The following is a 24,199-nucleotide window of genomic DNA, read 5'->3' as shown; positions in this document are numbered from 1 at the left end:
GGCGGGTGGGCGGGAGAACCGCGGCAACCAGAATCCCCCGGGTGCCAGCTCCACACGTAGCAAGTTGGTTGCCGGGGGACTCCCACCCACCCTCGTTGACGTCGGGCCCGGCTGGGCGGTCGGTCACCGTGCCACGCGAGAGATTGGGTGCCGTGGGGACTTTCGCCCAACCCATGTGATCGGGGTTGGGCCAGGCTTCGCTGGTACCGGGTCCAGGTCAGGCGATGTTCACGGCATGGACCGCTCGGGCGGGAAGAGGCCGCGGCTACCCGGGCCTCTCCATGCGGTTTCCTCGGGGCGTCCGAGCGCAACCAACCTCCCCGGCGGACCCGGGCCCGACCTAAGGTCAGACCCCAGTGGAGCCGGGCCCGACCTAAGGTCAGCAAGGGAGTGGGCGGGTCCTCAGGGTGATCAGGCGCAGCGAAGCGCCCGGTTGGATTGGGCGCCTGGACGGGTGGTGTGGTTAGTGGGCGATGAAGCCGATGTCGGAGTAGTTGAGGTCGCGGAAGCCGCGGGCGCCGATGTTGGCGAGGGTGGTGCGGACGGCTACGGTCTGCGGGCGTTGGTAGAGGGGGAGGACGTTGACCTGTTGCCAGATCAGGCGGTCGGCGGCGTTGAGCTGGGTTTGGGCTTTGGCGGGGTCGAGTTCGGCGCCGGCCAGGCGGAGGGCCTTGTCGATTTGGGGGGTGCCGCTGCGGCCCAGGTTGGCGTTCCAGGTGATGTCGTCGCCGGTCCTGGTCACGCCGTTGGCGTAGGTTCCGTAGCTCGCTGAGACCGGGAAGGGCGTGCCCATGTAAGAGAAGGGCGCGATGTCGTAATTGCCGGGAATGATGTATTTGGTGAAGAAGTCGTTGTTAGGGACTGTCTGGAGGGAGACCTTCACGCCCAGTCGGCGGAGCATGGCCTGGACCAGTTCCCCTTCGGATTTGGCCAGTTGCAGACCCGATGGGATGACGAAGCGCACCTGGAGGGGTCTCCCGTTGCGGGAACGGACGTCCTGGGCCAGTTTCCACCCGGCCGCGTCCAGGAGCTGACCGGCCCGCACCAGGTTGGCTGCGCCGAGATCGCCGGCGTTGGACTGGTACCCCTCCTGGCTGTTCATCAGGAAATGGTTGTCCAGCAGCGTGACCGGCCAGTTCAGCCCTTGCAGATCGGACTGCGCGAGCACCTTCCGATCCACCCCGAGAGCCAGCGCCTGCCGCACCCGCACATCCGACAAAACCGGACTCTCCCCATTAAAGGTGAGATGCCGGAAATCTGGCCCAGCCGCCTGGCGTACCACGCTGTCGCGGGAGGCACGGGCCCGGGCGAGGTCGGGAGCGGAGGGCCCGATGTCGAACACGTCGAGCTCGCCGTTGGTGAAGGCGCCGATCCTGGCGTCGGACTCCAGACCACGGAAGATGATCTGCTCAAGCTTGGCCCGAGTTCCCCACCAGGCCGGATTCCGGGCCAGGGTGACCGTCTTGGCCGTCGGATCGAACGCCTCAAGCTTGAACGGCCCGGCCGTCACCGGGATGCGGTTGGTCCAGCCGGAGTTGAACGCCTCGGCGGTGGCGTTGGCGGAGGCCGGGTAGAGCGGGGAGAACAGGGAGCGCCAGTCCCCGAACGGCCGGATGAAGGTCACCACCACCTGGTGGTCGTTCCGCCCCCGGGCCACGCTCGCGATGTCCTGGTACCCGGTGATCACCGCCACCCGGTAGGCCTTGTTGGTGCCGTTGAGCGCCTTCCACTGCGCCACGTAGTCCGCGTACGTGATCGGCTTGCCGTCCGACCACTTGGCGGCCGGGTTGAGCGTGTAGGTGACCACCTGCCGGGGCGTGGTGGCGGTGACCTCGGCCGAGGTCACATAGGCGGGGTCCACGGCGACCCTGGCCCGCTCGTCGGACCGGAACGGATGCGGCAGCAGCGCGTCCATCACCGTCTTGACGTTGGCCAGGTTGCCGTCGATGTGGTTCTGGTTCCACTGCGCCGGATACTCGCTCAGCCCCCACCGCAGGGTGCCCCCGTCGAGCAGCCTGTCCCGCGGCATCGGATTGATGTCGGACGCCTTGATCGCCGACGCCGTGCCGGAGATGGTGGCCTGCTGGACGGCACAGCCCGGCAACGCCAGCAGCGACGCCACGATCCAGATTGCTCTCAACGTGCTCCTCCTGATGCGTGATGGCAGGCGGCCCCGTCCTGCCCCTCCAGTTCGGGTTCCTCGCCGGCGCACCGGGACCGCGCTGTCTCGGGCAACCCCGGATAGACGGGACAGCGGGCGCGGAACCGGCAGCCGGTGAGCGGCCCGGCCGGGCTGGGGGTCTCACCGGCGAGCGGCACCCGGGGGCGGGCCCGCTCGGCGACGGGGTCCGGCAGCGGCACCGCCGCCAGCAACGCCCGCGTATAGGGGTGACGGGGAGCGGAGAAAACGCGCTCGGCGGGCCCGATCTCGGCGATCCGGCCCAGGTACATGACGGCGACCCGGTCGGCGATGCGCCGGACCAGGGCCAGGTCGTGCGCGACGAACAGGTAGGCCAGACCCAGCCGGGCCTTCAGCTCGGCGAGCAACTCGACCACCCCGGCCCGGATGCGCACGTCCAGCGCGGAGACCGGCTCGTCCAGCACCAGCAGCCGGGGTTCCAGAGCCAGCGCCCTGGCGATGGCGATCCGCTGGCGCTGGCCGCCGGAGAAGTCCTGCGGGTAGCGGGCGGCGTGCTCGGGGGCCAGGCCGACCAGCCGGAGCAGCTCGGGCACCCGGTCGAGCGGCAGCCTGTGCATGCGAAGCGGCTCGGCCAGGATGTCGTGGACGGTCATCCGGGGGTCCAGTGAGGCCATCGGGTCCTGGAAGACGATCTGCAGGTCCCGCCGGAGCGCCAACCGGTCACGGCGGCCGAGCCGAGCGGTGTCCCGCCCGAACACCACGACCCGCCCGTGCCGGGGGGCGGCCAGCCCGAGGATCTCCATCAGCAGCGTGGTCTTCCCGCAACCGGACTCACCGACCAGGCCGAGGGTCTCCCCCGCCCGGATGTCCAAGCTGACCCGGTCCACCACGCGAACCCCGCGCCGGTACTCCTTGACCAGGTTCTCCACGCGCAGCACCGGAACCGGCGGCCGAGGCACACCGCGGAGGACAGCAGCCTCACGATCCAGGCGCGGCGTCGCCGCGAGCAGTTCCCGCGTGTACGGCATGCGCGGCCGCGCGAACACCTCCTCCACCGGCCCGCTCTCGACCGCCCGCCCTTCCCGCATGACCAGCACCCGATCGGCGATCCCGGCCACCACCCCGAGATCATGGGTGACGAACACCACGGCCGCCCCCGTCTCCCGCCGCGCGTCCCGCAGCACCTCCAGCACCTGGGCCTGCACGGTGACGTCCAGCGCGGTGGTCGGCTCGTCGCAGATGAGCACGTCGGGATCGTTGGCCACGGCCATCGCGATCATCACCCGCTGCCGCATGCCCCCGGAGAACTCGTGCGGAAAGGCCCGGGCCGCCCGCGCGGGTTCGGCGATGCCCACCAGGTCGAGCAGTTCGACCGCCCGTGCCCAGGCCTGCCTGCGCGACAGGTCCTGGTGCACCCTTACGGCCTCGGCGATCTGCGCCCCCACCCGGTGCACGGGCGTGAGCGCGGCGAGCGGATCCTGGAACACCATGGCCAGGGCCTTGCCTCGCAGCGCGGTGAGCTCCTTGTCCGGCGCGCCGACCAACTCCCGCCCGTGCAGCCGGACCGACCCGGTGACCACGGCCTTGGGGGGCAGCAGCCCGAGCACGGCGAGCACGGCGGCCGACTTGCCCGACCCGGACTCCCCGACGACGCCCAGCACCTCGCCACCGGCCACCGCGAACCCCAGCCCCCGTACGGCGGGCACCTCCCCGAAGCGCACCCCGAGATCCCGCACCTCCAGCACGTTCACCGGCGCGCACCCCCGGAGGCCGGGTCGAAGGCGTCGCGCAGCGCGTCCCCCGCCAGGTTGACGGCGAGGATGGTGAGGATCAGCAGCCCGGCCGCGAACCAGAAGGTCCAGGGCGCGTAGAGGGCGGTGGCGGCCCCGTCGGCGATCAGCCCGCCCAGGGACACCTCGGGCGGGCGCACCCCGAACCCGAAGTAGGAGAGCGTGGTCTCGGTCAGGATGGCCGCGCTGACGTTGAGCGTGGCGTCCACGATGAGCAGGGAGGACATGTTCGGGATCACATGCCGGAAGATGATCTTGTATCCCGGCACGCCCATGAACCGCGCCGCCAGCACGTACTCCCGCTTCCGCAGCGAGACGGCCAGCCCCCGGACCATCTTCGAGGTGACCATCCACATGAAGGCCGCCAGCAGCCCGACCATTACGAGCCAGGCCCCCTGCCCGAGTGCCGGGGAGAGCACCGCGATGATCAGAAAGGCCGGGAGCACCAGCAGCAGGTCGGTCACCCAGCCGAGCACCCGGTCGGTCCAGCCCAGGTAGTACCCGGCGAAGGCCCCCACCACGGCCGCCACCGCCGTGGACACCACCGCCACCAGCAGGCCGATGAGCAGCGACCTGCGCATGCCGTGCATGGTCACCACGAACACGTCCGCCCCGGACTGGGTGGTGCCGAACCAGTGGGCGGCCGTCGGCGGGCTGAGGAACGCCAGGAAGTCGCGGTCCTCGAACGACCAGGCGGCGGCCGGCGGCCCGGCGAAGGCCAGCAGGAACAGCGCGGCGAGCAGCGCGAGACCGGCCCGCCCGCGCCAGGACGCCAGGAAGCGCCCGGCCACCACCCGCCGCCGGGAGGGCGCCGCCGGCGCGGCGACGGGCGCCTCGGTGGTCACGTCGGTGGTCACGCGACCCTCACCCGGGGATCCAGCGCGGCGTGCAGCAGGTCGGCCGCCAGGGCCGCCACCAGCAGAGCCAGCGCGGCCAGGCAGCTGATCGCGGCCACCGTGTTCACGTCGTTGCCCCGGATGGCGGCCACCAGCTGCTGGCCCAAGCCGTACCACCCGAAGACGCTTTCGGTGACGGTGGCGCCGACGAGCAGGGCGCCGAAGGTGAAGGCGAAGTAGGTGACGACGGGGATGAGCGCCACGCGCAGCGCGTGCCGCCGGACGGCGGCCGCCCGGGACAGGCCCTTGGCCCGCGCGGTGCGGACGAAGTCGGCGCCGAGCACGTCGAGCATCAGGTTGCGCTGGTAGCGGCTGAACACGGCGGCCATGGCCAGCGCCAGGGTGAGGGTGGGCAGCGCCAGGTGCTGGACCCGGTCCAGCAGGGAGGCCGCCCCCGGGGTGGTCTCGCCGCTGACCATCAGCAGCCGCACCCCGGTCAGGTCGTTGAGCCAGACCGCGGCGATCACCAGCGTGTTGGCCAGCACCACGGTCGGCACCGCCAGCAGCAAGAACGCCACGGCCGTCGAGAGCCGGTCGAACCACCCGTACTGCCCGGCCGCCGCGACCGCCCCCACGGCCACCCCCGCCACCGCGCCCAGCACCAGACCGCAGCCCACCAGCCGGAGGGTGACCCCGGCCCGCCGGGCCAGGTCGTCGTTGACCGGCGAGCCGTTCCAGCTCCGCCCGAAGTCCCCGCGCAGCACCCCGGCGGCCCACGTCGCGTACCGCACGAGCAGCGGATCCTTGTCGTTCAGGTTGTAGGCGGACAGCTGCGCGTCCACCGCGGCCTCCGGCGGCCGGGGGCTGCGGTCGGCGTAGTTGGCCCGCGGATCCAGCGCGGAGGCGGCCAGCAGGTACGCCAGGCTGGTGGCGACGGCGACGAGCACCACGTACCCCACCAGCCGCCGGACCAGGAAACTTGCCACCACTCCCCCCAACCATTCACCGTCCGCAACAGACTAGCGACAGTCAGTGACAGTTTCAGGTGAGCCGGACCCGCGGATCGAGGAACGAGTACGCGATGTCCACCAGGATGTTGGCCACCACGATGAACGCCGCCGCCAGCACGGCCGCGCCGATGATCACCGGCAGGTCCCCGTCCCGCACCGACCGGATCATCAGCTGGCCAAGACCCTGGAGCCCGAACACCGACTCGGTCACCACCACCCCGCCGAGCAGCGCCCCGATGTCCACCCCGAACTGGGTCACCACGGGGGTGAGCGCGGCCCGCAGGCCGTGCCGGTAGGTGACCCGGTGCTCCGGCGCGCCCTTGGCCCGCGCGGTCCTGATGTAGTCCTCGCCCAGCGTGTCGAGCATGGACCCCCGGGTGAGCCGCACGTACACCGCGGCCTGCACCACGGCCAGGGTGATCCACGGCATGATCATGACCTGGAAGAAGCCCCGGATGTCCTCCAGCGGCGGGATGTACGGCCCCGGCGCCAGCCCCAGCCAGGGGAACACCGACAGCGCCAGGAAAATCATGAAAATGCCGAGCACGAAGGTCGGCAGCGAGATGCCCGCCAGCACCGTGACGGTGATGAGCCGGTCCCGCAGGCTGCGCGGCGCGGTGGCGCAGATCACCCCGCCGGTGACCCCGGCCGTCAGCCAGAGCGCCGCCGCCCCCGCCACCAGCCAGAGCGTGGCCGGCAGGCTGGCCATGATGAGCGTGCTCACCGGCGTCTGGCTGATGAAGGAGGTGCCCAGGTCGCCGTGGAGCAGCTTGTTCAGGAAGCCCAGGTACTGCTGGGTCAGCGGCCGGTCCAGGCCCAGCGTGTCCCTGATCTGGTTGACCACCTCCTGCGGCGCCCGCGGCCCGGCCAGGCGGCGGGCCACGCTGTCGGCGGGCCCCGCGAAGAACAGCAGGAAGACCGTGGTGGCCACCAGCCAGAGCACCAGCAGGCCGAACAGGGCACGGCGGATCACGAAACGCCACATCGTCGGCCTACTTCCGGGAGAGCAGCCGGTCGCTGCGCGGGTCGAGAGCGTCCCGGATGCCGTCGCCGAGCAGGTTGAAGGCGAGCGTGGTGATCAGCAGCAGCAGTGCCGGGAAGATCAGCAGCCCGGGCGCGACCCGGTAGTAGTCGGTGGAGTCGGCCAGGATCGCCCCCCAGCTCGGCGTGCGCGGGTCCACCCCCAGGCCGAGGAAGGACAGGGTGGCCTCGAACACGATCGCGGTGGGGATGAGCAGCGAGGCCAGCACGGTGACCGGGGCCACCAGGTTGGGCAGCAGGTCCACGAACATGGTGCGCAGCTTGCTCGCCCCCAGCGACCGGGCCGCCTCCACGAACTCCCGTTCCTTGTACGCCATGGTCTGCCCGCGCACCACCCGGGCCATGGCCGCGAACGAGAAGAACGCGATGACCAGGATCATCAGCGGCACCCCCGCCCCCAGCGCGGCCACCAGCACGATCGCCACCAGCAGGTAGGGGAAGCTCAGCACCACGTCGAGCAGCCGGGCCAGCACCCCGTCCACCCAGCCGCCGTAGAACCCGGCGAGCATTCCCGTGACCACGCCGAACACGGTGGCCAGCAGTGTGGAGAGCACTCCCACCAGGAGCGAGACGCGGGCGCCGTACAGCAGGCGCACGAACAGGTCGCGGCCGAGGCTGTCGGCGCCCAGCCAGAACCCGGAGCCTGGCCCGACCGGCAGGCCCTCCGGGGTGAGGCCGGTCTCCGGGAACTGGTCCTGCGGGCCGTGGCCGGTGACCGCCGCGAACACCGGCGCGAAAACGGCAAGCAGCACGATGACGCAGATCACCGCCAGCGAGACCATCGCGGCCCGGTCCCGCTGCAACCGCTCCCAGGCCAGCTGCCAGGGCCCCTTGCCGCGTACGGCGGGGGTGATGCCGGGCGTGTGCTCGGCTTCGGACGAGGCTTCGATCAGGCTCATATCATCACCCCCGGGTAATGGCAGGCGGTGCGGTGGTCCTCCCCGAGCAGCAGCGGCTCCTCCGCCGAGCAGCGCGGCGCGGCCTTCGGGCAGCGCGGGTGGAACCGGCAGGCGGGCGGGGGCAGGATCGGCGAGGGCACGTCCCCGGTCAGGAGGATGCGCTCCCGCTTGGCGGCCAGGTCGGGGTCGGCCACCGAGGCGGCCGACAGCAGCGCGTTGGTGTACGGGTGCTGCGGCGACCGGTAGAGCTGCTCGGCCGGGGCGATCTCCACCACCTTGCCGAGGTACATCACGGCCACCCGGTCGCTCACGTACCGCACCACCGACAGGTCGTGGGCGATGAACACGTAGGTGAGCCCGAGTTCGGACTGCAGGTCCTTGAGCAGGTTGATCACCTGGGCCTGGATGGACACGTCCAGGGCCGAGACGGGCTCGTCGCAGACGATCAGCCGGGGCCGCAGGGCCAGCGCCCTGGCGATGCCGATGCGCTGGCGCTGGCCGCCGGAGAACTCGGCGGGGAAGCGGTTGTAGTGCTCGGGGTTGAGCCCGACCAGTTCCATCAGCTCGCGCACCCGGTTGCGGCGCTCGGCGGGGGTGCCGGACCGGTGGATGACCAGCGGGTCGGCGATGATCGAGCCCACCCGGCGGCGCGGGTTGAGCGAGCCGTACGGATCCTGGAAGATCATCTGGATCTGACCCCTGGAACGGTCCAGACCGTGGTACTCGATCGACCCCGAGGTCACCTCGTGCAGCCCGGCGATGCACCGGGCCAGCGTGGACTTGCCGCAGCCGGACTCGCCCACGATGCCGAGGGTCTCCCCAGGCTGGACCTCCAGGGTCACCCCGTCCACCGCGTGCACCCGGCCGACCTCGCGCCGGATCAGCAGCCCTTCCTTGATCGGGAAGTACTTGCGCACGTCGTTGACGCGGAGCAGGGCGGTCATCGGCCGGCCGCCTCGGACCTGCGCCGCGCCGCCTCCGGCCCGGTGCCCACGATGTCCCGGGGCAGCCAGCAGGCCGAGCCGCGGATCAGTGGGGGCTCCTCGACCGGGCAGCGGGGCATGGCGTACCGGCAGCGGGGGTGGAACCCGCAGCCGGTCGGCGGGGTGAGCAGGCTGGGCGGGGCGCCGGGCACCGGCCGCAGCCGGTCCTTGGCGCCGGACACGCTGGGTACCGACTCCAGCAGGCCCACCGTGTACGGATGGTGCGGCGCGTAGTAGATCTCCCGGCGCTCCGCGTGCTCCACCGGCTTGCCCGCGTACATCACCAGCACCTCGTCGGCCATGCCGGCGATCACCCCGAGGTCGTGCGTGATCATGATGAGCGCGGTGTCGAACTCCTGCTGGAGCCGGATCATCAGGTCCAGGATCTGGGCCTGCACGGTGGCGTCCAGCGCGGTGGTGGGCTCGTCGGCGATGATCAGCTTCGGGTTGAGCGCCAGTGCCATCGCGATCATCACGCGCTGCCGCATTCCCCCGGAGAACTGGTGCGGGTAGTCGTCCACCCGGCGGTCGGGCTGCGGGATGCCGACCAGGCCGAGCTGCTCGATCGCGCGCTTCCTGGCCTGGGCCTTGGTGGTGGCGGGCTCGTGCAGCCGGATGGCCTCCACGATCTGCCAGCCCACGGTGTAGAGCGGGTGCAGGCTGGAGAGCGGGTCCTGGAAGATCATCGAGATCTGGGCGCCGCGCAGTTTCCGCAGCTCAGGCTCGGGCATGCCGATCAGCTCGCGGCCCTCGAACTTCGCGGAACCGGACACCCGGGCACCCTGGGTGAGGCCCATCAGGGTCTGCGTGCTGACGCTCTTGCCGGAACCGGACTCGCCCACGATGCCCAGCGTGCGGCCCCGGTCCACCTGGAAACTCACCCCGCGGACCGCCTGCACCGGGCCGTCCGGGGTGGGGAAGGTGACACGGAGGTCCGCGACCTCGAGGAGCGCCATCAGGAGACCAGCCAGAGCTGGGTGTAGTCGAACTGCTGGGAGAGCGGCGAGTAGATCGCGTTCATCACCCGCCGGGAGTGGAAGGTCGGCACGTTCTGCGAGGCCAGCGGGACGATCGGGGCGTCCGCCATGATCTTCTTGTTGGCCTCGCGCAGGAGCTTGGCGGCGGTCTCCCCGGTCTTGGCGGTGAGCGCCTCGTGGATCAGCGCGTTGACCTCGGGGTTGTTGTAGTCGCCGTAGTTGGTTGAGCCCTCGGCGTAGTTGGTGCCGTCGAAGAGGGGGACCACGATGGAGCGGCCGTTGTTGCCGTACCAGTCGGGCAGCCAGCCCGGCGCGCCGATGTCCCACTTGCCCTCGCGGCTCTTGGCCACGCTGGACAGGTACCGCCCGTAGAAGTCGTCGGAGGAGGTCGCGATCAGCTTGGTGGCGATGCCGCACTTGGTCAGGTTGGCGGCGATGGACTGCGCGACCTTGGGGTGGTTGCCGCTGTTCCGGTAGGGGAACTGCAGGGTCAGATTGCTGACGCGCGCCTCGGCCAGCATCGACCTGCACCGCGCGGGGTCCCCGGTCCCGCCCTGCGTCGCGTACGGCCGGACCGCCGGGTCGTACCCCGAGCTGCCCGGCGGGATGGCCCCGTCCAGCATCGTGTTCAACCGGCTTCCTCCGTAGATGCGCGTGATCGCCACCTTGTTGACGGCGAAGTTGATGGCCTGCCGGACCTTCAGGTTGGCCAGCGCCCGGTTGTTGTTCGGGCTCTGCAGGTTGAAGGAGAGGAAGGGGCTGAGCGAGGAGCCCTTGTAGATGTGGAAGTTCGGGTCGCCGGTCAACCGCTGGATGGCGGAGGTGGGCACCGGCAGGTCCCAGGACAGGTCCGAGGTGCCCGCCTCCAGCTGCTGCTGGACCACGTCCGTGCTGTCCTGGCCGAGGGTGATGCGGATCTGGTCCACGTGCTGGTGGCGGAGCGGGTCCGCCTCCTGCTTCCAGGAGGGGTTGCGGACGAGCAGGATGGACCGGCCCGCCGCGTACTGCTCGATCCGGTACGGCCCCAGCGAGATCGTGTGCTGCCGGAACTCGGGGCCGTCGGGCACGTACCGCTCGTACTCCACGGGCGCCGGGGAGGCGAAGGTCAGCGCCATGATGTTGAGGAAGTCGCTGGCCGGCGCGGTGAGCCGGATCTCCAGCGTGCGCGGATCGATCGCGCGCACCCCCCGGATCTCGTTGTGCTGCATGAACGCGGAGATGCCCGCGGCGGTCTTCGGCGCCTGCTGGAACGCCTTGAAGAACTCCTGCATGCCGTCGATGGTCTGGGTGAAGTACGAGATCCCCCCGGACGGCTGCACGGGGTTGGCCAGCCGCTTCAGCCCCCGGACGAAGTCCTCGGCCACCACCTGCCGGGCGGGGGTGGTGTTCCACAGCACGCCCCGCCGGATGGTGAAGGTGTAGGTGCGCCCGTCCCCGCTCACCTTGGGCAGCGCCTCGGCCACGTCGGGCACGGGAGTGGTGGCGGTCTTGAAGTCCTTGCTGGCCGGATACGAGACAAGCTGCCGGGTCCAGGTCCTGGCCAGGTTGTAGGCGACGACCGTGTACGACGAGGAGGGATCGAGGTGGTCGACGTCCCCCGAACCGGCCACCCGCAGCGTGCCACCCGACTCAGGTGACCCGGTGGGCGCGGCCGGAGCCGGGCCCCGGACGCCACACGCCGCCACTGCCAGCAGTAGCGTCGCGCACACCATTCCGTCACGAATCCTCAACCGAGCGCACCCCCCGGGATCCATGATGTGAGCGGGCGCGAGCGATTAAGCCCAGCAACACGTAAAGGACGGGTCAAGCCTTCGGCAGCGGCCTCAGGAGAGCTCGTCCACCGCCGAGCGCACGTCCGCGCTGGTGATGGTGACCAGTTCGGCCGCGCTCGCGGGCCGGCCCGCCGAGTGCTGGGCGGCCAGCCGCACGTCCCGCCGCATCGCGGCCCGCTCGTACAGGGACCGGGCGAACCGCCCGTTGCCCAGACCGTCGATCAGCCGCTCCTGGCAGACGTAGGCGAACACGTCGGCCAGGTCGCGCTGGGCCGCCGGGTCGAACAGGTCTCCCGCGCCCTCCGCGGTCATCACCGCGATCCGGGCCAGCTCCTCCGGCGAGTACGACGGGAACGCCACCCGCTGGTTGAACCGGCTGGACAGGCCCGGGTTGGTGGCCAGGAAGGCGTCCATCTCCCGCTCGTACCCGGCCAGAATGATCACCAGCCGGTCCCGGTCGTCCTCCGCCCGCTTCAACAGGGTCTGTACGGCTTCCGCCCCGAACGCGTCCCCGCCCGCGTACCCCGAATTGATCAGGCTGTACGCCTCGTCCACGAAGAGCACCCCGCCCAGCGCCCGGTCCACCAGCTCGTTGGTCTTGATCGCGGTGGCCCCCAGGTGCTGCCCCACCAGGTCCGCCCTGGCGGCCTCGACCACGTCGGCGCGGGCCAGCAGGCCGAGCGCGGAGAAGATGCGCCCGATGATCCGGGCCACCGTGGTCTTGCCGGTGCCCGGCGGCCCGACGAACACGAAGTGCCGCATCTGGGACTGCACGGGCAGCCCCTGCTCCTCCCGCATCCTGGCCACCCGCAGCTGCGCGGTGATCGCGCGCACCTGGCGCTTGACCGGCTCCAGACCGGCCATGCGGTCCAGGTCGGCCAGCGCCTCCTCCAGGGTCGGGGTGGCCTGGTACCCGCGGAACCGGGCGGTGATCTCCTGGAACGCCTTGGTCACGTCGGCCGCCGAGGTGGTCACCAGGTCCTCGCCCCGGGGCGCGCCACCGGCGCTGACCACCCGGACGTCCCTGGCCTGGGCGGCGGCCTCGGCGACACTCCGGGCGAACCGGGCGTTGCCCAGCTCGTCCACCAGGCCGCGCCGGTGCACGTCCTCGAAGAGCCCGCGGAGCACCGGCCGCGCCTCGGGGGCCAGCCGGTCGCCCCGGCCCGCCTGCAGCGCCTCGGTGATCTCCAGCAGCTCGGCCGGAGAGTAGCTGGGGAAGCGCACCCGGCTGGCGAACCGGCTGGACAGGCCCGGGTTGGAGGCCAGGAACGTGGCCATCTCCTTCTCGTAGCCGGCCAGAATGATGATCAGCCGGTCCCGGTCGTCCTCGGCCCGCTTCAGCAGGGTCTGCACCGCCTCCTGGCCGAACCGGTCGGGTTGCCCGTCGCCCGAGTTGATCAGCCCGTACGCCTCGTCGATGAACAGCACGCCGCCCAGCGCGCGGTCGATCAGCTCGTTGGTCTTGATGGCGGTGGCGCCCAGGTACTCCCCGACCAGGTCGGCGCGCTGGGCCTCGACCACGAAGGGGGTCTCCAGCAGGCCGAACGAGTAGAAGATCTTGGCCAGGCTGCGGGCCACGCTGGTCTTGCCGGTGCCGGGCGGGCCGACGAAGACGAAGTGCCGCATCGGCGGCTCGGTGGTGTACCCGGCCTCCCGGCGCAGCCGGGCCGCCTCGATGGAGGCCGCGATGGAGCGCACCTGCTCCTTCACCGGGGCCAGGCCGACCATGTTCTCCAGCTCGCCGAGCGCCTGCTCGACCGTGATCGGGGGCGGCGGTTTGGCCCCCCGGTCCTGGCCCTGGGGCGCCGGGGCGCCCGCGCGGGCGCGCACCTGCACGGGGGCCTGCTCGGCCGCCAGTTCGGCCTTGACCTTGCGGGCCAGCAGGAAGCGGTAGACCAGGACGGCGGCGGCCACCCCGTACGCCCCCCAGACGCCGGTGGCGACCGAGACGCCGGACAGGCCGAAGGCCACCACGGCCGCCGCGCCGAGCGCCATCAGCGTGGTCACCCAGGGGGTCACCCAGCGGATCAGGTGGGCTGCCCCGGCCACCATCCCGCCCAGCAGGAGGAGCGGCAGCAGCGCGTACGGCGCGGCGGGCCGGCCGCTCAGGATGCCGACCGTCCACGGGCTCAGCATCACGTAACCGGCCAGCACCAGCGTGGTGGCGGCGGCGCGGGGGAACCGTAGCGCCAGGGTGAGGAAGGACAGCAGCAGCACGGTGACGAAGAACGTGCTCCACAGCGACCAGCCGAAGCCCACCGCCAGCGCCAGCGCTCCCACCAGCACCGCGACGGAGAGCACCCGCCGGGCGACCGGTGGAAGGTGGAAATAGCGAAGTCGGACCTGTTCGAACAGGTCCCGCGCAGCCGCGCGTCCCGTAGGACGGGCCCGGCCATCCTCCAGCATCACGCCTCCCCGGTTCGCCCCCCGGTTATACCGCACCGGACGCCGGAATGGACGCCCGCACGCCGTTCGGCGCGCCGCCCATCCATCCCGAAAATGCCTGATTTTTCGTGAATTTTCTTGGGGTAGCGGGACACTCGGCGAGAATCGGTCTAGTCGAGCACCTCCGCCCGCAGCTCCGGGAAGACCTTGCCGACCTTGCCGAGCAGGTACTCCCCGTAGGTGCCGGAGAACGCGCGCAGGTCCTGCCCGTCCCAGCGGGGCCGTCCTCCGTCCCTTCCCCGTACGGCCGGCAGCGGCGGGACCTCGCTGTCCCAGCCGGGGTCGAAGAAGAACGGGAAGGACAGCCGTTCCCTGCCGCTGGCGTTGCGCACCCGGTGCGGCGTGGAGCGGTAGTGGCCGCCGGTCAGCTTGTCCAGCATGTCGCCGATGTTGCAGACGAAGGTGCCGGGGATCGGCGGCGCGTCCAGCCAGCCGTCCTGGCTGTGCACCTGGAGTCCCGCGTTCTCGTCCTGGAGCAGCAGGGTGAGCAGCCCATAGTCGGTGTGCTCGCCCACCCCCCATTCGTCCGGTTCCCCGCCGGGCGGATAGTGGAAGATCCGGAACAGGATGGTGGGATCGGCCGTGTAGCCGGAGGCGAAGTACTCCTCGTCCAGGTTGAGGCTGAGCGCCACCCCTCGGAGCACCGCCTGCGCCGCCTCGGTCAGCACCGCCAGGTACTCCAGCACGGCCGTGCGCAACTCGGGCACGTCCGCCGGGAACAGGTTCCGGCCGCGGAGCGGACGTCCGTCCGGTTCGCTCTCGGCGCCGAAGTAAATACCTTCCTTCCGGTCCGGCCGGCCGGAGGTGAGCTCGCCGCCGACCGGGAAGAAGCCCCGCCAGGCCCGCCCGCCGCGGGCCATCGCGATCTCCATCTTCCGCTCCGGCGGCAGTTCGAAGAAGCGCCGCGCGCTCGCGTCCAGCCGCGCGACCAGGTCGGCGGGGACGCCGTGGCCGGTGACGTAGAAGAAGCCGCTGTCCACGCAGGCCGCCTCGATGGCCCGAGCCGCTTCGGCCTTGCCGGAGCCGCCCACGACGAACGGGGATACATCAATAACAGGTAGTTTTCTGCTCATTCCGGAATTATCCCCCACAGAGCTCAGGCGTCACGTGCCCCCTGACCGCCCTGACCGGCAAATCCGACTCACGTTTGAATGGCGTGGCACTTCACCATAACGAGGACGTTGAATTCCCCTAGACTGGTGCAAATAACGGCGATTCGCCTGCGGTAATCACGGGAGGGGCATGGCGATCGAGCCGATGGATGACGCCGCTGTGCCCAGCAGGCGTCATGGTCCGATTTCACGATTACTGATCTTCGCGAGCGGGGCGGATCCGAAGATCCTCGATCAGTGCCCGGCCGCCGAGCGGTCACGGTACGAAGGACTGGGCGGCGGAGTCCTCACCACGGCGGTGATGGCCGGAATCGCGATGGGCGTGTCGATCTCGCTGGCCTTCAAGGCCGCCCCGGCGGTGAGCGTGACGGCGGGCGTCCTCTGGGGTGTCGCGATATTCAACCTGGACCGCTGGCTGGTCTCCACGTACCGGTCCAGGGCCACCCGGCGCGGCAAGATCGCCGCACTGGTCCCGCGCCTGCTCCTGTCGGTGGTGCTCGGCCTGACCATCTCCGAGCCGCTCATCCTGCTCATCTTCGAGCCCGAGGTGACCGCCAAGGTGGCAGCCATCCAACGCGAGGAGGACGACAAGGCACAACGCGAGATCGAGCAGAGCCAGCTGAGCGAGAACGTCAAGGCCCTGGGGGAGGAGATAACCAAGCTGACGGCACCGCAGACGCCCACCGGCGAGCTGGCGAGATTACAGGACGCCCTCGACGCCAAGGACGAACAGATCAGCGACGCCAACGACGAGTTGAAACGCCGTCAGGACCTGCGTGACAAAGAGGTCCGTGGCGAGCTCAGCGGGATCGTCGGATTCGGCGACCAGGCCACCGCGCGGCAGCGTGACGTCGTGAACCAGCAAGACGCGGTGGACAAGTTGAAAGAGCAGCGGGAACACCTCGCCCAGCTGATCGAGAAGGCGCAGCAGAAGATCGACCAGAATGTCGCGAACCTCCGCGAGCAGAAAAGCGCCATGGAGGCCGAACGCAACGACAGAATCGAACGCGCGAAAGCGGCCAACTTCCAAGTCAACGGCCTGCTCATCCGGATGCGGGCCTTGTCGGCGCTCAGCTCGGAAGAAACCGCGGTGTTCTTCCGCCACCTCGTCATCGCCCTGCTGATCATGCTTGTCGACGTGCTCCCGGTCGCCGGAAAGGCGCTGATGGGCAGCGGCGGAAAAAGCCCGTACGAGAATCTGCTCGCCGCCCGGGAAGCCGAGGTGGAAGAAGCCGCCGAATTGCGCATCCTCACCAAGGACGAACGAATCATGAACGCCCGGATCAGGGGTCGCGAGCGCAGCCGGCACCTGCGCGAGATGACCCGGATCGAACTCGCCGACGACCGCTACTTCCACGAACGGCGGTCCCGCCGGCTCCGCCGGATGACCGAGGACGACCTGGACCTCCCTCAGAACGGGACGTCCGGCGAGCCGGTCCGGTAAGCCCTCGATGTCGCTGGACGAGCTGATCACCTGGGAGGACTGGGCGCCCCGGAGCTTCCCGGTCGACGCCACCCAGCGGGTGGTGCTCAAACACAACGGGCGGGCGCGCCGCGTGCTCGGGCCGGGACGTCACGGGCCCTTCTCCGGGGTCCCGATCCACGGCCATCTCGGGGTCGTGGTGTTCCGGCAGGGGGTGGTCCGGCACACGGCGACGATCCCCCGGGTCCGGCTGCGGGACGGCGCGATCGTGACGCTGACCGTCACCGCGCTGGTGCGGCTCGCGCTGGTCGACGACGAGGAGCTGATCGAGTGGGTCGAGGAGTACGACGCCGCCACCCTCAGCGATCCGGCCACGCTCCGCGAGGAGTTCGACCGGCGGCTGCGCAGGGCCCTCGGCGATCTCGACTACCAGCAGGCCAGACGGCACGGTCTGCAGGTCGCCGAGCTGGCCGAGGAGCGGGTGGCGGCCGATCCCGGCGAGTTCCTGGAGATCGTACGGGTGGAGTCCGCCGTGCTGGAGGCGGATCCGGTGAGCGAGGTACGGCGCGGCGACCGGCGCGCCGCCGTCCTGGCCGAGACACGGGATCGCGCGGAGTCGCTGGCCTGGCGGGCGCGCGAACAGCTGCTCACCGGCGCCCCCGGCCCGCTGGACCGCCTGCGCGTACGCGGCTGGGCCGACCACACCGACCGGGAGCTGGAGGCCCTGGACAGCCGGGCGCGTGACTACGCCCTGTCCGGCGATCACTTCGCCCGGCCGGCCGCGTACCTGATCGGCGCTCTGGCCGCGGCGGGCGAGGAGGACGAGGAAAAACGCGCGCGCACCTGCCGGGTGATCGCCTCCATGTACGCCTGGGAGCTGCTGTGGCGCAGGCACGGGATCGCCTGGGAGCCGGTCGTCAAGGCGCTCGGGAAGAACGACCTCGAACTGGTGGCCGCGCTCACCGCCGAGATCACCGACACGGCGGTCCAGCCGGACGACGAGAGCGCGGGGCGGGACGCGGTGAGCGTCGCCTGGCGGCTGCCCAGGGATCTGGTCAAGGCACCGAGGGCGCGGACGATCCTGGCCTCGTTCGGGGTCGGGTCCCGGGTGGCCGGCTGCCACACCGGCCCGGCGCCCCAGTCCGGCAAGCGCTGGCTGTACGTGGTCAGCGACGACGTCCCCGGCCTGCTGGACGGGCTGGACGGAGAGCGCTGGCGGGTGGCGGAGTCGGCGGGCGCCGACCGGCTTCAGCCGCTGCCGCTCCTCGACGACCCGGACGAGACCGTCCGCGCCTGGTTCCACGCCCTCGCCGGGCCGGACGCGGCCCAGGTCACCCTAGCCGCCGAGGCGCGCGGCGGGCTCGTCGTGCGCGTCTCCCCCGAGGTGACGGCCGGGGAGCTCACCCCGGCGGGGGCGCACGCCTTCGCCGAGGCCCTCGCCGCCCTCACCGGAATGCCTCGCGTGGTTCTGGCGCGTGCCGGAACGCGATGACCTCGCCCCGCCAGTTGACCAGGAGCAGTTCGCCGTCGACCGCCGTGAGGCCACTGACCTCCCCCGGCACCGTGAAACCCGGCAGGCTCCGGCCGTCCGGGTCCCAGACGCGCACCCGCCCGGCCGCGTCGCCGCTGAACACCAGCGGACCCGCGCCGTCGCCCGGCCCGGCGACCGCCACGGCCGTGATCCGGGTCTCGTGGCGGCCCAGTTCGTGTCCGTCGGCGGCGTCCTGGAGCCAGAGCACGCGGGGGTCGTCCTGGCTGGCCACGGGCAGCAGCGTACGGCCGTGCAGGGAGAGCACCGGGGCCGGGCGCGGCGGCGCGGCCGTGTCCACCGGGTCGCCGGTGCGCGGGTCGAGCGTCGCGGCACCGCCGCCGGCGTAGACGAGGCGGACCGCGCCCTCCTCCCCCAGCACCTCGACGCGGACCACCTGGGCGTCCCGTGGCGCCGTAGTGGACGCCGGCGCCGTGGCCGGCGCCTCCGGCAGCGCCGCAGCGAGATCCCAGGCGGCCAGCGCGCCCCCGGTCGCGGCGGTCACGGCCAGCGGACGCCCGGAGGCGGCGGTGGCCACGGCGCGCACCCAGCCACGGCGGGGCAGGGCCTCGAAGATCTGGCGCCGCTCCGCGAGGTCCCAGGCGATGAGCCGGCCGTCCACCCCGCCGGTGACCGCCACGTCCCGCCCCCGCATCGTGGCGCAGGCCACCGTGGCGACCGTGTCCCGGTGCCCGGCGAGCTCGCCGTCCGGGACGAGGGTCTCGCCCAGCCGCCACACCCGGATCGAGCCGCCGTCGCCGGTGGTCACCACCAGCGGCGCGTCGGGCGGCCCGGCGCAGGCCACCGCGTACGCAGGGCCGTCGTGGGCGTACGCGCGGCGGTCGATCAGTTCGCGGGTGCCCAGGTCGAAGGCGCACACGTGGCCGTCCTCGTCGGTGGTCACCGCCACCGTACGGCCCTGGGCGCGCAGGCAGGCCACGCCGGTGAGGATGCTCTGCCGCAGCCCGAACTCCTCGCCCACCGGCCGCTCGCCGAGCGCGTCCCACCCGCGCAGCCAGCCGTCGCCGCTGGCCACGACCACCACGTGGCGGCCGTCCAGCCGGGTCGCGGCCACGCCACGCAGGAAGGGCTCCTCGCCGGGGCGCAGCACGTGCACGCCGGTCCGCGCGGCCAGATCCCACACGCGTACCGTGCCGTCCGAGCCGGCCGTGACGGCCAGGGCGCGGCCGTCCGCCGTGAAAGTGGCGACGGCGTTGATCGCCCCGTCGTGCCCGGTGAGCGGCGGCCCAGCGGGCTGCCGGGAGACCAGGTCCCACAGCTGCAACCGCCCGTCCTCCCGCGCGGCCACGACGGTGGGCCGCCCGTCGACCACGGCGCAGGCCAGGGTCAGGATCTCCTGATGACGCTTGCCTTTGGCCAGCTCGACGTCACCGGGCGGCACCGGGGACGAAGCGGGTGCGGACCGGCTCTCCACCGTCTCGGCGGCACCGGCCGCACCGGCCGCCCAGAGGGGTTGCCACGGCAGTTCCCGCGCGGCGGGGGGCCGCGCCGCCCGGGCCGCCAGGCCGGTACGGCCCGCGCGGGCGGCGGCCAGCGCCAGCGCGTACCGGCGCTCCGGCAGCGCCGTCCCGTACGGCGGGACCTCGGCGAACACCGCCGACAGCGCCGGGTCCCCGGCCTCCCGCAGCACGGCCGCCAGCGCCTCGGGCCCCAGCCGGAGCAGGTACTCCGGATCCGCCAGCAGCTCCTCCCGCCGCCCGGCGGCGACCGCGTGGGCCCAGGCGTGATCGAGCACGTACGGCTCGGCCACCTCCCAGTCCCTGGCCGCGGGCGGTCCCAGGATCCCGAGCATCGCGTCCAGGCCGCCTTGGGGGGCCGAGGCCGCGAGATGGTCGGCCAGGCTGCGGTGGAAGAGCCGGTAGAGGGTCGTGCCGTCCCGCGCGTCGGCGGACAGCCGCAGGTAGCGGTGGGCCTCCCGGAGCAGGGCGCGCAGTTCCGCCCGGGTGCGCCCGTCACCCGTCAGGCGGAACAGCACGCCGGCCGGCATGCCCGGCTCGCGGGCCGTGGCCAGCACGGTCAGCAGCTCGCGGAGCGCGGGGCGGCCCGCGATGTCCAGTTCGAAGACCTCGGCGGGCGTCCTGGGCACCTGCTCCCCCAGCTCCCGCGCCCGTTTGGCGTCGGTCACCGGGCGAGCGTGCGCGGCGACGAAGTGGCGGGTGTAGAGACCGGCCACCAGGAACTCCCCCTGCCGCCCGCCGCCCCGGGAGGCGGTGGTGAGCGCCCGCCCCACCGCGTCGGCGAACGCGCCCTGGACGTCGCCGTACCGCTGGTAGCGGGGTTCCCGCTGGAGCAGCCGGAACACGTAGGTGGCCAGGTCGGCGCGGAGCACCTCGGCCGGGACGGTGTCCAGGTCGATCAGGTCGCCCCCGGCGGCGGCGCGGGTGAGCAGGGGGGCGTACTCCTCGTACGCGCGGCAGCCGACCAGCACCCGGGCCGCGGCGGCGCCGTCGGGGCGGCGCGTGCTGACCAGGGGAAGCAGCAGCCGGCGCATGATGCCGACGCCGTCGTCCGCCTCGTCCAGGCCGTCCACCACCAGCAGCGGGGGGCGGGCGCGGGCCAGCAGCCGCTCCACCAGTTCGTCGGGCGGCAGGTCCGGCGGCAGGTCCAGTTGCCCGGCGATCGCGCCGATGAACGAGGCGAGCCCGCGCTGCGCGGCGGCAACCGCCGCGATCCCGTCGAGCACGGGCATCGGCAGCCGGGCCGCCCCGGTGAGCAGGTCCGCGGTGCTCGCCTGGAGCTTCGGATGGGCGGCGCACACCAGCACGCCGAGCAGGGCCGACTTTCCGCTGCCCGGCCCGCCGGTGACCACGGCCAGGTCGCCGGGCCCGGCGCGGTCGATCCACGGGGCCAGGTGCCGCAGTTCGCGGGTGCGCCCGGTGAAGTGCCCGGCAGCCTGGGCGGCGAAAAAGGCCAGGCCGTCCGGGGGCGCGCTCCGCGTGGTCGCGCCGGGGGCGTGGGCGCTGTTGCGGAAGAAGGGGGGCGTCGGCCCGTCGTCGCTCGGGTCCTCCAGGGTGGCGGTGACCTGCTGGCCGTAGCCGTGCCTGGTGAGCCGGCGCACCTCCTGGCGGAGCTCCCGGGCGAAGGCGGGGAACGGGACGTGCGCGCGGCCGGGGTCGATGCCGAGTTCGCCCTGCCCGAGCCTGCCCAGCACGGTGGTCAGGGCCCGGGTGAGGCGGGCGTCGTAGGCGGCCTCGTCCGGTTGGCAGGCGGCGACCACCCAGGCCCGGTTGCGGTCCCGGGGTATGCCGGCCTGCCAGGGGAGGCGGGACATCAGGCCGGCGGAGCACAGGTCGAGCAGGAACAGGGTGCGGGGGTGGCCTTCGCCGTTCTGGACGGTCCTGATCCAGGTCTCCACGTCGGCGTCGGGGTCGCGTCGGGCGTCGCTGCCCAGGGCGTACAGGGTGGACTGGTTGACCACCTGGCCGTGGGTGAGGACGTGCACGAGCAGGACGTCGTCGGGGCCGCCCGCGCGTACCTCGTTCCTGACCAGGGCGCCGAGTTCGGCGGAGGTGAGGTTCTCCCTGATGTGCGGGACGGTTCGGTAGCCGAGTGCGCGCAGGGCGCTGACGGCCTCCCTGGCGTGGGGGGCGAACGGCAGCGGCGGCCACCGCTCCCCGGTGAAGCCGGTGACCGCGATCACCAGGGCGCGGGCCGTGGGGCCGGGCGTCATTCCGGCTCGTCCAGGCCGTCGGCGGCGGCCTGCTCCCGCTGCGTCGGCCGCGCGGGCGGGGCGATCTCCGGTGGGCCGAAATCCGGCCGGGTCGGCGGCGCGATCTCCTGCGGCGGGGGCGCGGCGATGGTGTGGGCCGGGTCGGCCTCGCGGATGCGGTTGAACACCTCGCCGACCATCTCGGCGATCGGCAGCCCGATGCCGATCAGGTTGTTGAGCAGGCTGGAGGTGTCGCCGCCTGACTGGATCACCTTCTCCAGGTTCGGCAGCTCCACCTTGGCCGCGGCGGCGATCTTGTGCATGTCCTTGGCCAGGGTGAGCGTGATCAGGTTGTGCGCCTCGGCGGCGGACAGGCCCTGGATCTGCTCCTTCATCTTGAGGCCCTCGGCCTTGGCCGCCACCATCAGCCGCTCGGCCTCCGACCGGTCCAGCGCCCGGCGCAGTTCGATGTCGGTCGCGTTGCGGGCCTCGCGTTCCGCCTTCTCCTGGGCGATGCGCTGGGCGGTGGCGTAGGCGTCCTGGTCGACCTTCATGTCGTGCAGCTTGCGCTCCAGATCGGCCTTGGCCAGGTCGTCCTTCATGGCCAGCTGGGCGTTCCTGGCGGCCAGCTCGGCGTTCTTCCGTTCCAGGTCCTTGTTGAGCTCGACGATCTGGAGTTCTAGCTGGTGGGAGCGTAACTGGTGGTCGTGCACCTCGGCGGCGGCGTCCGCGTCCGCCCGCGCCGTCTCCACCCGCAGCCGCCGCTCCGCCTCGTCCCTCTTGAGCCTGGCCTCCACCACGGCGGCCCGCCGGTAGCCCTCGCCGTGCCCGTCCACGTCCTCGACCCGGACGATGCCCGCGTTCTCCAGCACCAGGCCGAACGCCTGGAAGTCCTGCCGGACGCGTTCTTTGAACCTGTCGGTGACCACCGTCTGCTCGAACAGCAACGAGTGGAACGAGCCCTCGCCGATTATCGTGCGAATGTTGTGCAGGACCAGGTTTTTCACGGTTCCTTCGAGCAGCTGCTCGGGGTCCTTGAGGAACCGCAGCGCGGCCCGCCGAATCTGCTCGATGCTATTGCCGACCCGATATATCACGTGAACCGTCACTATGACGCGCAACGCCTGATTCGTCTCGCAGTCGACGGCCACTTCCAGATTCCGGGTACCGAGGTTCAATTCCCCCCGATGCCGCCTCGGCGGAAGAACCAGCCGGGGGCGCCCCACCACCACCCGGAGATTGGCCCCGTCCCCGCTCGTCCCGAACCCGCTCCCCGGGAAGACCACCGCCCGCTGCGGCGAAGGAGTCTCCCACCAGCGCCGGAGAACGAGCCCCGCGACCAGCAGCACCCCCAGCGCCACCAGTAACCCCACCAATATTCCGTCCACGATGGGTCGCCTCTCCACACATCGGCTATCCGGCCGACCGAACGCTCATCCCCCGCCACAGCCGGTCTATAGCATTATGACGGGAAGACAGCAATCCGCCGGAATATCGGCCGATCACCGCAGCCGATTTACGTTCCTCCGGCACGGGTTACCCGAATAGGGACAGCCAAATTGAAGATCGCCCCGGGACCATTTATCAGTGGCCAATACGGCCTGGCAGATCTCCTAGCCGGACTTGCCGGAACGGCGGCCCGCCACCAGCGTGTCCCCGGCCTCGCCGCCGGCGCGCCGGCCGGTTTCGGTTTTGGCGGGCTCGGGTTTGGCAGCCGCCGGCTTGGCGGGTTCGGGCTTGGCGGGTTCGGCGGGCGAGGGCTCGGCGCGGTGCTCGCCGGTGGTCTCCTCGGCCTTCTTGGCGGGGCGGCGGGGCTTGGGCTTGGTGAGTTCCTCGGTGACCGCCGCCGGAGAGGAGGAGGCCGGGAACGTCACGGGACCCTTGGGGTCGGGTGAGGCCGGTTCGCGGAGGGCGTTGAGCACGGCGTCCGCCTCGGCTTCGGCGGCGTAGTCGTCGGCGTCCTCGGCCTCCCGGCGTTTGATGATGACCATGTGGTCGACCGAGAGGCGACCACCGCCGTTCACCGCGAGCAGGATCGAGGCGGCGCCCAGCGCCACGATGAGGCTGACGTTCCCACCGGTGAGCGGCAGCGCGGCGTCCCCGGCGGTGAGGATGAAGACGGCCAGCGCCTCGGCGAAGAGCAGCACGCCGATGGCGGGCACGGCCAGCCCGGCGATCAGCAGCACGCCGCCGACCAGCTCGATGAGCATGGTGGTCGGCGCCCAGAAGCCGGGAAGGGGGGCCTGCAACTGCTGGAACTGGTCGCGGGTGGCGTTCAGCCCCGCCTCCAGCTTCTCCCAGCCGTTGGCGAAGAAGATCCCGCCGACGCCTATCCGGGCGGCCAGCGAAGCCAAATCGTGCAATGTTCTCTTCACGGGACTCATTCTTAAGCGCTTGGGGGTGGCTTTCCTATGCATTTCTGCCCAAAGAGGGCCCCTCAATACACCGCGCCCGGGGTCAGGCGGCGACCCGTTCCGGCTCCCGGGCCACCCGGCGCACGGACGGCCGCCGGGGCAGCAGCGCCGCCACCGCCGCCCGTGCTGCCGATCTGCACCCGCGGCACCACCCGCGGG

At 71.8% G+C, this 24,199-nt stretch carries 16 protein-coding genes; 2 read left to right on the top strand and 14 right to left on the bottom strand.

The window, feature by feature from the left end; translation table 11 throughout:
- Positions 1–463: 463 nt before the first annotated feature.
- The 11 genes from KIP79_RS44095 to KIP79_RS44045 form a co-directional block, all read right to left on the bottom strand.
- Positions 464–2,140 (bottom strand): ABC transporter family substrate-binding protein, encoded by a 1,677-nt coding sequence (locus KIP79_RS44095; protein WP_250214860.1) that lies wholly within the window; start codon positions 2,138–2,140, stop codon positions 464–466.
- The gene (locus KIP79_RS44090; RefSeq protein WP_214111038.1) at positions 2,137–3,891 is read right to left on the bottom strand and encodes a dipeptide ABC transporter ATP-binding protein; all 1,755 of its coding nucleotides are present in this window, start codon (positions 3,889–3,891) and stop codon (positions 2,137–2,139) included. Before KIP79_RS44090 ends, KIP79_RS44095 begins: the two co-directional genes overlap by 4 nt.
- The gene (locus tag KIP79_RS44085) at positions 3,888–4,787 is read right to left on the bottom strand and encodes an ABC transporter permease (RefSeq protein ID WP_214111037.1); all 900 of its coding nucleotides are present in this window, start codon (positions 4,785–4,787) and stop codon (positions 3,888–3,890) included. Before KIP79_RS44085 ends, KIP79_RS44090 begins: the two co-directional genes overlap by 4 nt.
- Complete coding sequence (locus KIP79_RS44080; protein WP_214111036.1) at positions 4,784–5,752, bottom strand: ABC transporter permease; 969 nt, start codon at positions 5,750–5,752, stop codon at positions 4,784–4,786. Before KIP79_RS44080 ends, KIP79_RS44085 begins: the two co-directional genes overlap by 4 nt.
- Before the next feature lie 55 nt (positions 5,753–5,807).
- Positions 5,808–6,761, bottom strand: coding sequence for an ABC transporter permease (locus KIP79_RS44075; protein ID WP_214111035.1), 954 nt, complete (start codon positions 6,759–6,761; stop codon positions 5,808–5,810).
- Between the two features lie 7 nt (positions 6,762–6,768).
- A complete protein-coding gene (locus KIP79_RS44070) occupies positions 6,769–7,716 on the bottom strand; it encodes an ABC transporter permease (RefSeq protein ID WP_214111034.1) in 948 nt (315 codons plus the stop codon).
- Positions 7,713–8,660 carry an ABC transporter ATP-binding protein gene (locus KIP79_RS44065; protein ID WP_214111033.1) on the bottom strand — a complete coding sequence of 316 codons (948 nt, stop codon included), beginning with the start codon at positions 8,658–8,660 and terminating at the stop codon, positions 7,713–7,715. The genes KIP79_RS44070 and KIP79_RS44065 overlap by 4 nt, the downstream gene beginning before the upstream one ends.
- A complete protein-coding gene (locus KIP79_RS44060; RefSeq protein WP_214111032.1) occupies positions 8,657–9,655 on the bottom strand; it encodes an ABC transporter ATP-binding protein in 999 nt (332 codons plus the stop codon). The genes KIP79_RS44065 and KIP79_RS44060 overlap by 4 nt, the downstream gene beginning before the upstream one ends.
- A complete protein-coding gene (locus tag KIP79_RS44055) occupies positions 9,655–11,406 on the bottom strand; it encodes an ABC transporter substrate-binding protein (RefSeq protein ID WP_214111031.1) in 1,752 nt (583 codons plus the stop codon). Before KIP79_RS44055 ends, KIP79_RS44060 begins: the two co-directional genes overlap by 1 nt.
- Positions 11,407–11,499: 93 nt before the next feature.
- Positions 11,500–13,854 carry an AAA family ATPase gene (locus tag KIP79_RS44050; RefSeq protein WP_214111030.1) on the bottom strand — a complete coding sequence of 785 codons (2,355 nt, stop codon included), beginning with the start codon at positions 13,852–13,854 and terminating at the stop codon, positions 11,500–11,502.
- Between the two features lie 149 nt (positions 13,855–14,003).
- Positions 14,004–14,966, bottom strand: coding sequence for an isopenicillin N synthase family dioxygenase (locus KIP79_RS44045; protein ID WP_214111029.1), 963 nt, complete (start codon positions 14,964–14,966; stop codon positions 14,004–14,006).
- A gap of 169 nt (positions 14,967–15,135) precedes the next feature.
- Between KIP79_RS44045 and KIP79_RS44040 the strand changes: the two genes are divergently transcribed.
- Complete coding sequence (locus KIP79_RS44040) at positions 15,136–16,449, top strand: DUF4407 domain-containing protein (protein ID WP_214111028.1); 1,314 nt, start codon at positions 15,136–15,138, stop codon at positions 16,447–16,449.
- A 7-nt stretch (positions 16,450–16,456) separates the two neighbouring features.
- Positions 16,457–17,920, top strand: coding sequence for an SPFH domain-containing protein (locus KIP79_RS44035; protein WP_214111027.1), 1,464 nt, complete (start codon positions 16,457–16,459; stop codon positions 17,918–17,920).
- On the opposite strand, the gene KIP79_RS44030 is transcribed toward KIP79_RS44035, so the two are convergent.
- The 3 genes from KIP79_RS44030 to KIP79_RS44020 all read right to left on the bottom strand — a co-directional run bounded on the left by KIP79_RS44030 (position 17,874) and on the right by KIP79_RS44020 (position 24,001).
- On the bottom strand, positions 17,874–21,647 hold the full coding sequence (locus KIP79_RS44030; RefSeq protein WP_214111026.1) for an AAA family ATPase: 3,774 nt from the start codon (positions 21,645–21,647) through the stop codon (positions 17,874–17,876). The genes KIP79_RS44035 and KIP79_RS44030 overlap by 47 nt on opposite strands.
- Positions 21,644–23,014: an SPFH domain-containing protein gene (locus KIP79_RS44025; protein ID WP_214111025.1), complete on the bottom strand. Its 1,371-nt coding sequence runs from the start codon at positions 23,012–23,014 to the stop codon at positions 21,644–21,646. The genes KIP79_RS44030 and KIP79_RS44025 overlap by 4 nt, the downstream gene beginning before the upstream one ends.
- Positions 23,015–23,239: 225 nt before the next feature.
- On the bottom strand, positions 23,240–24,001 hold the full coding sequence (locus KIP79_RS44020; protein WP_214111024.1) for a DoxX family protein: 762 nt from the start codon (positions 23,999–24,001) through the stop codon (positions 23,240–23,242).
- Positions 24,002–24,199 lie beyond the last annotated feature (198 nt).

The organism is Acrocarpospora catenulata (genome assembly GCF_018476525.1).
In the GTDB taxonomy this organism is placed as follows: domain Bacteria; phylum Actinomycetota; class Actinomycetes; order Streptosporangiales; family Streptosporangiaceae; genus Acrocarpospora; species Acrocarpospora catenulata.
The sequence above is the reverse complement of the archived record's forward strand: the minus strand, read 5'-3'. Positions and strand labels throughout refer to the sequence as shown.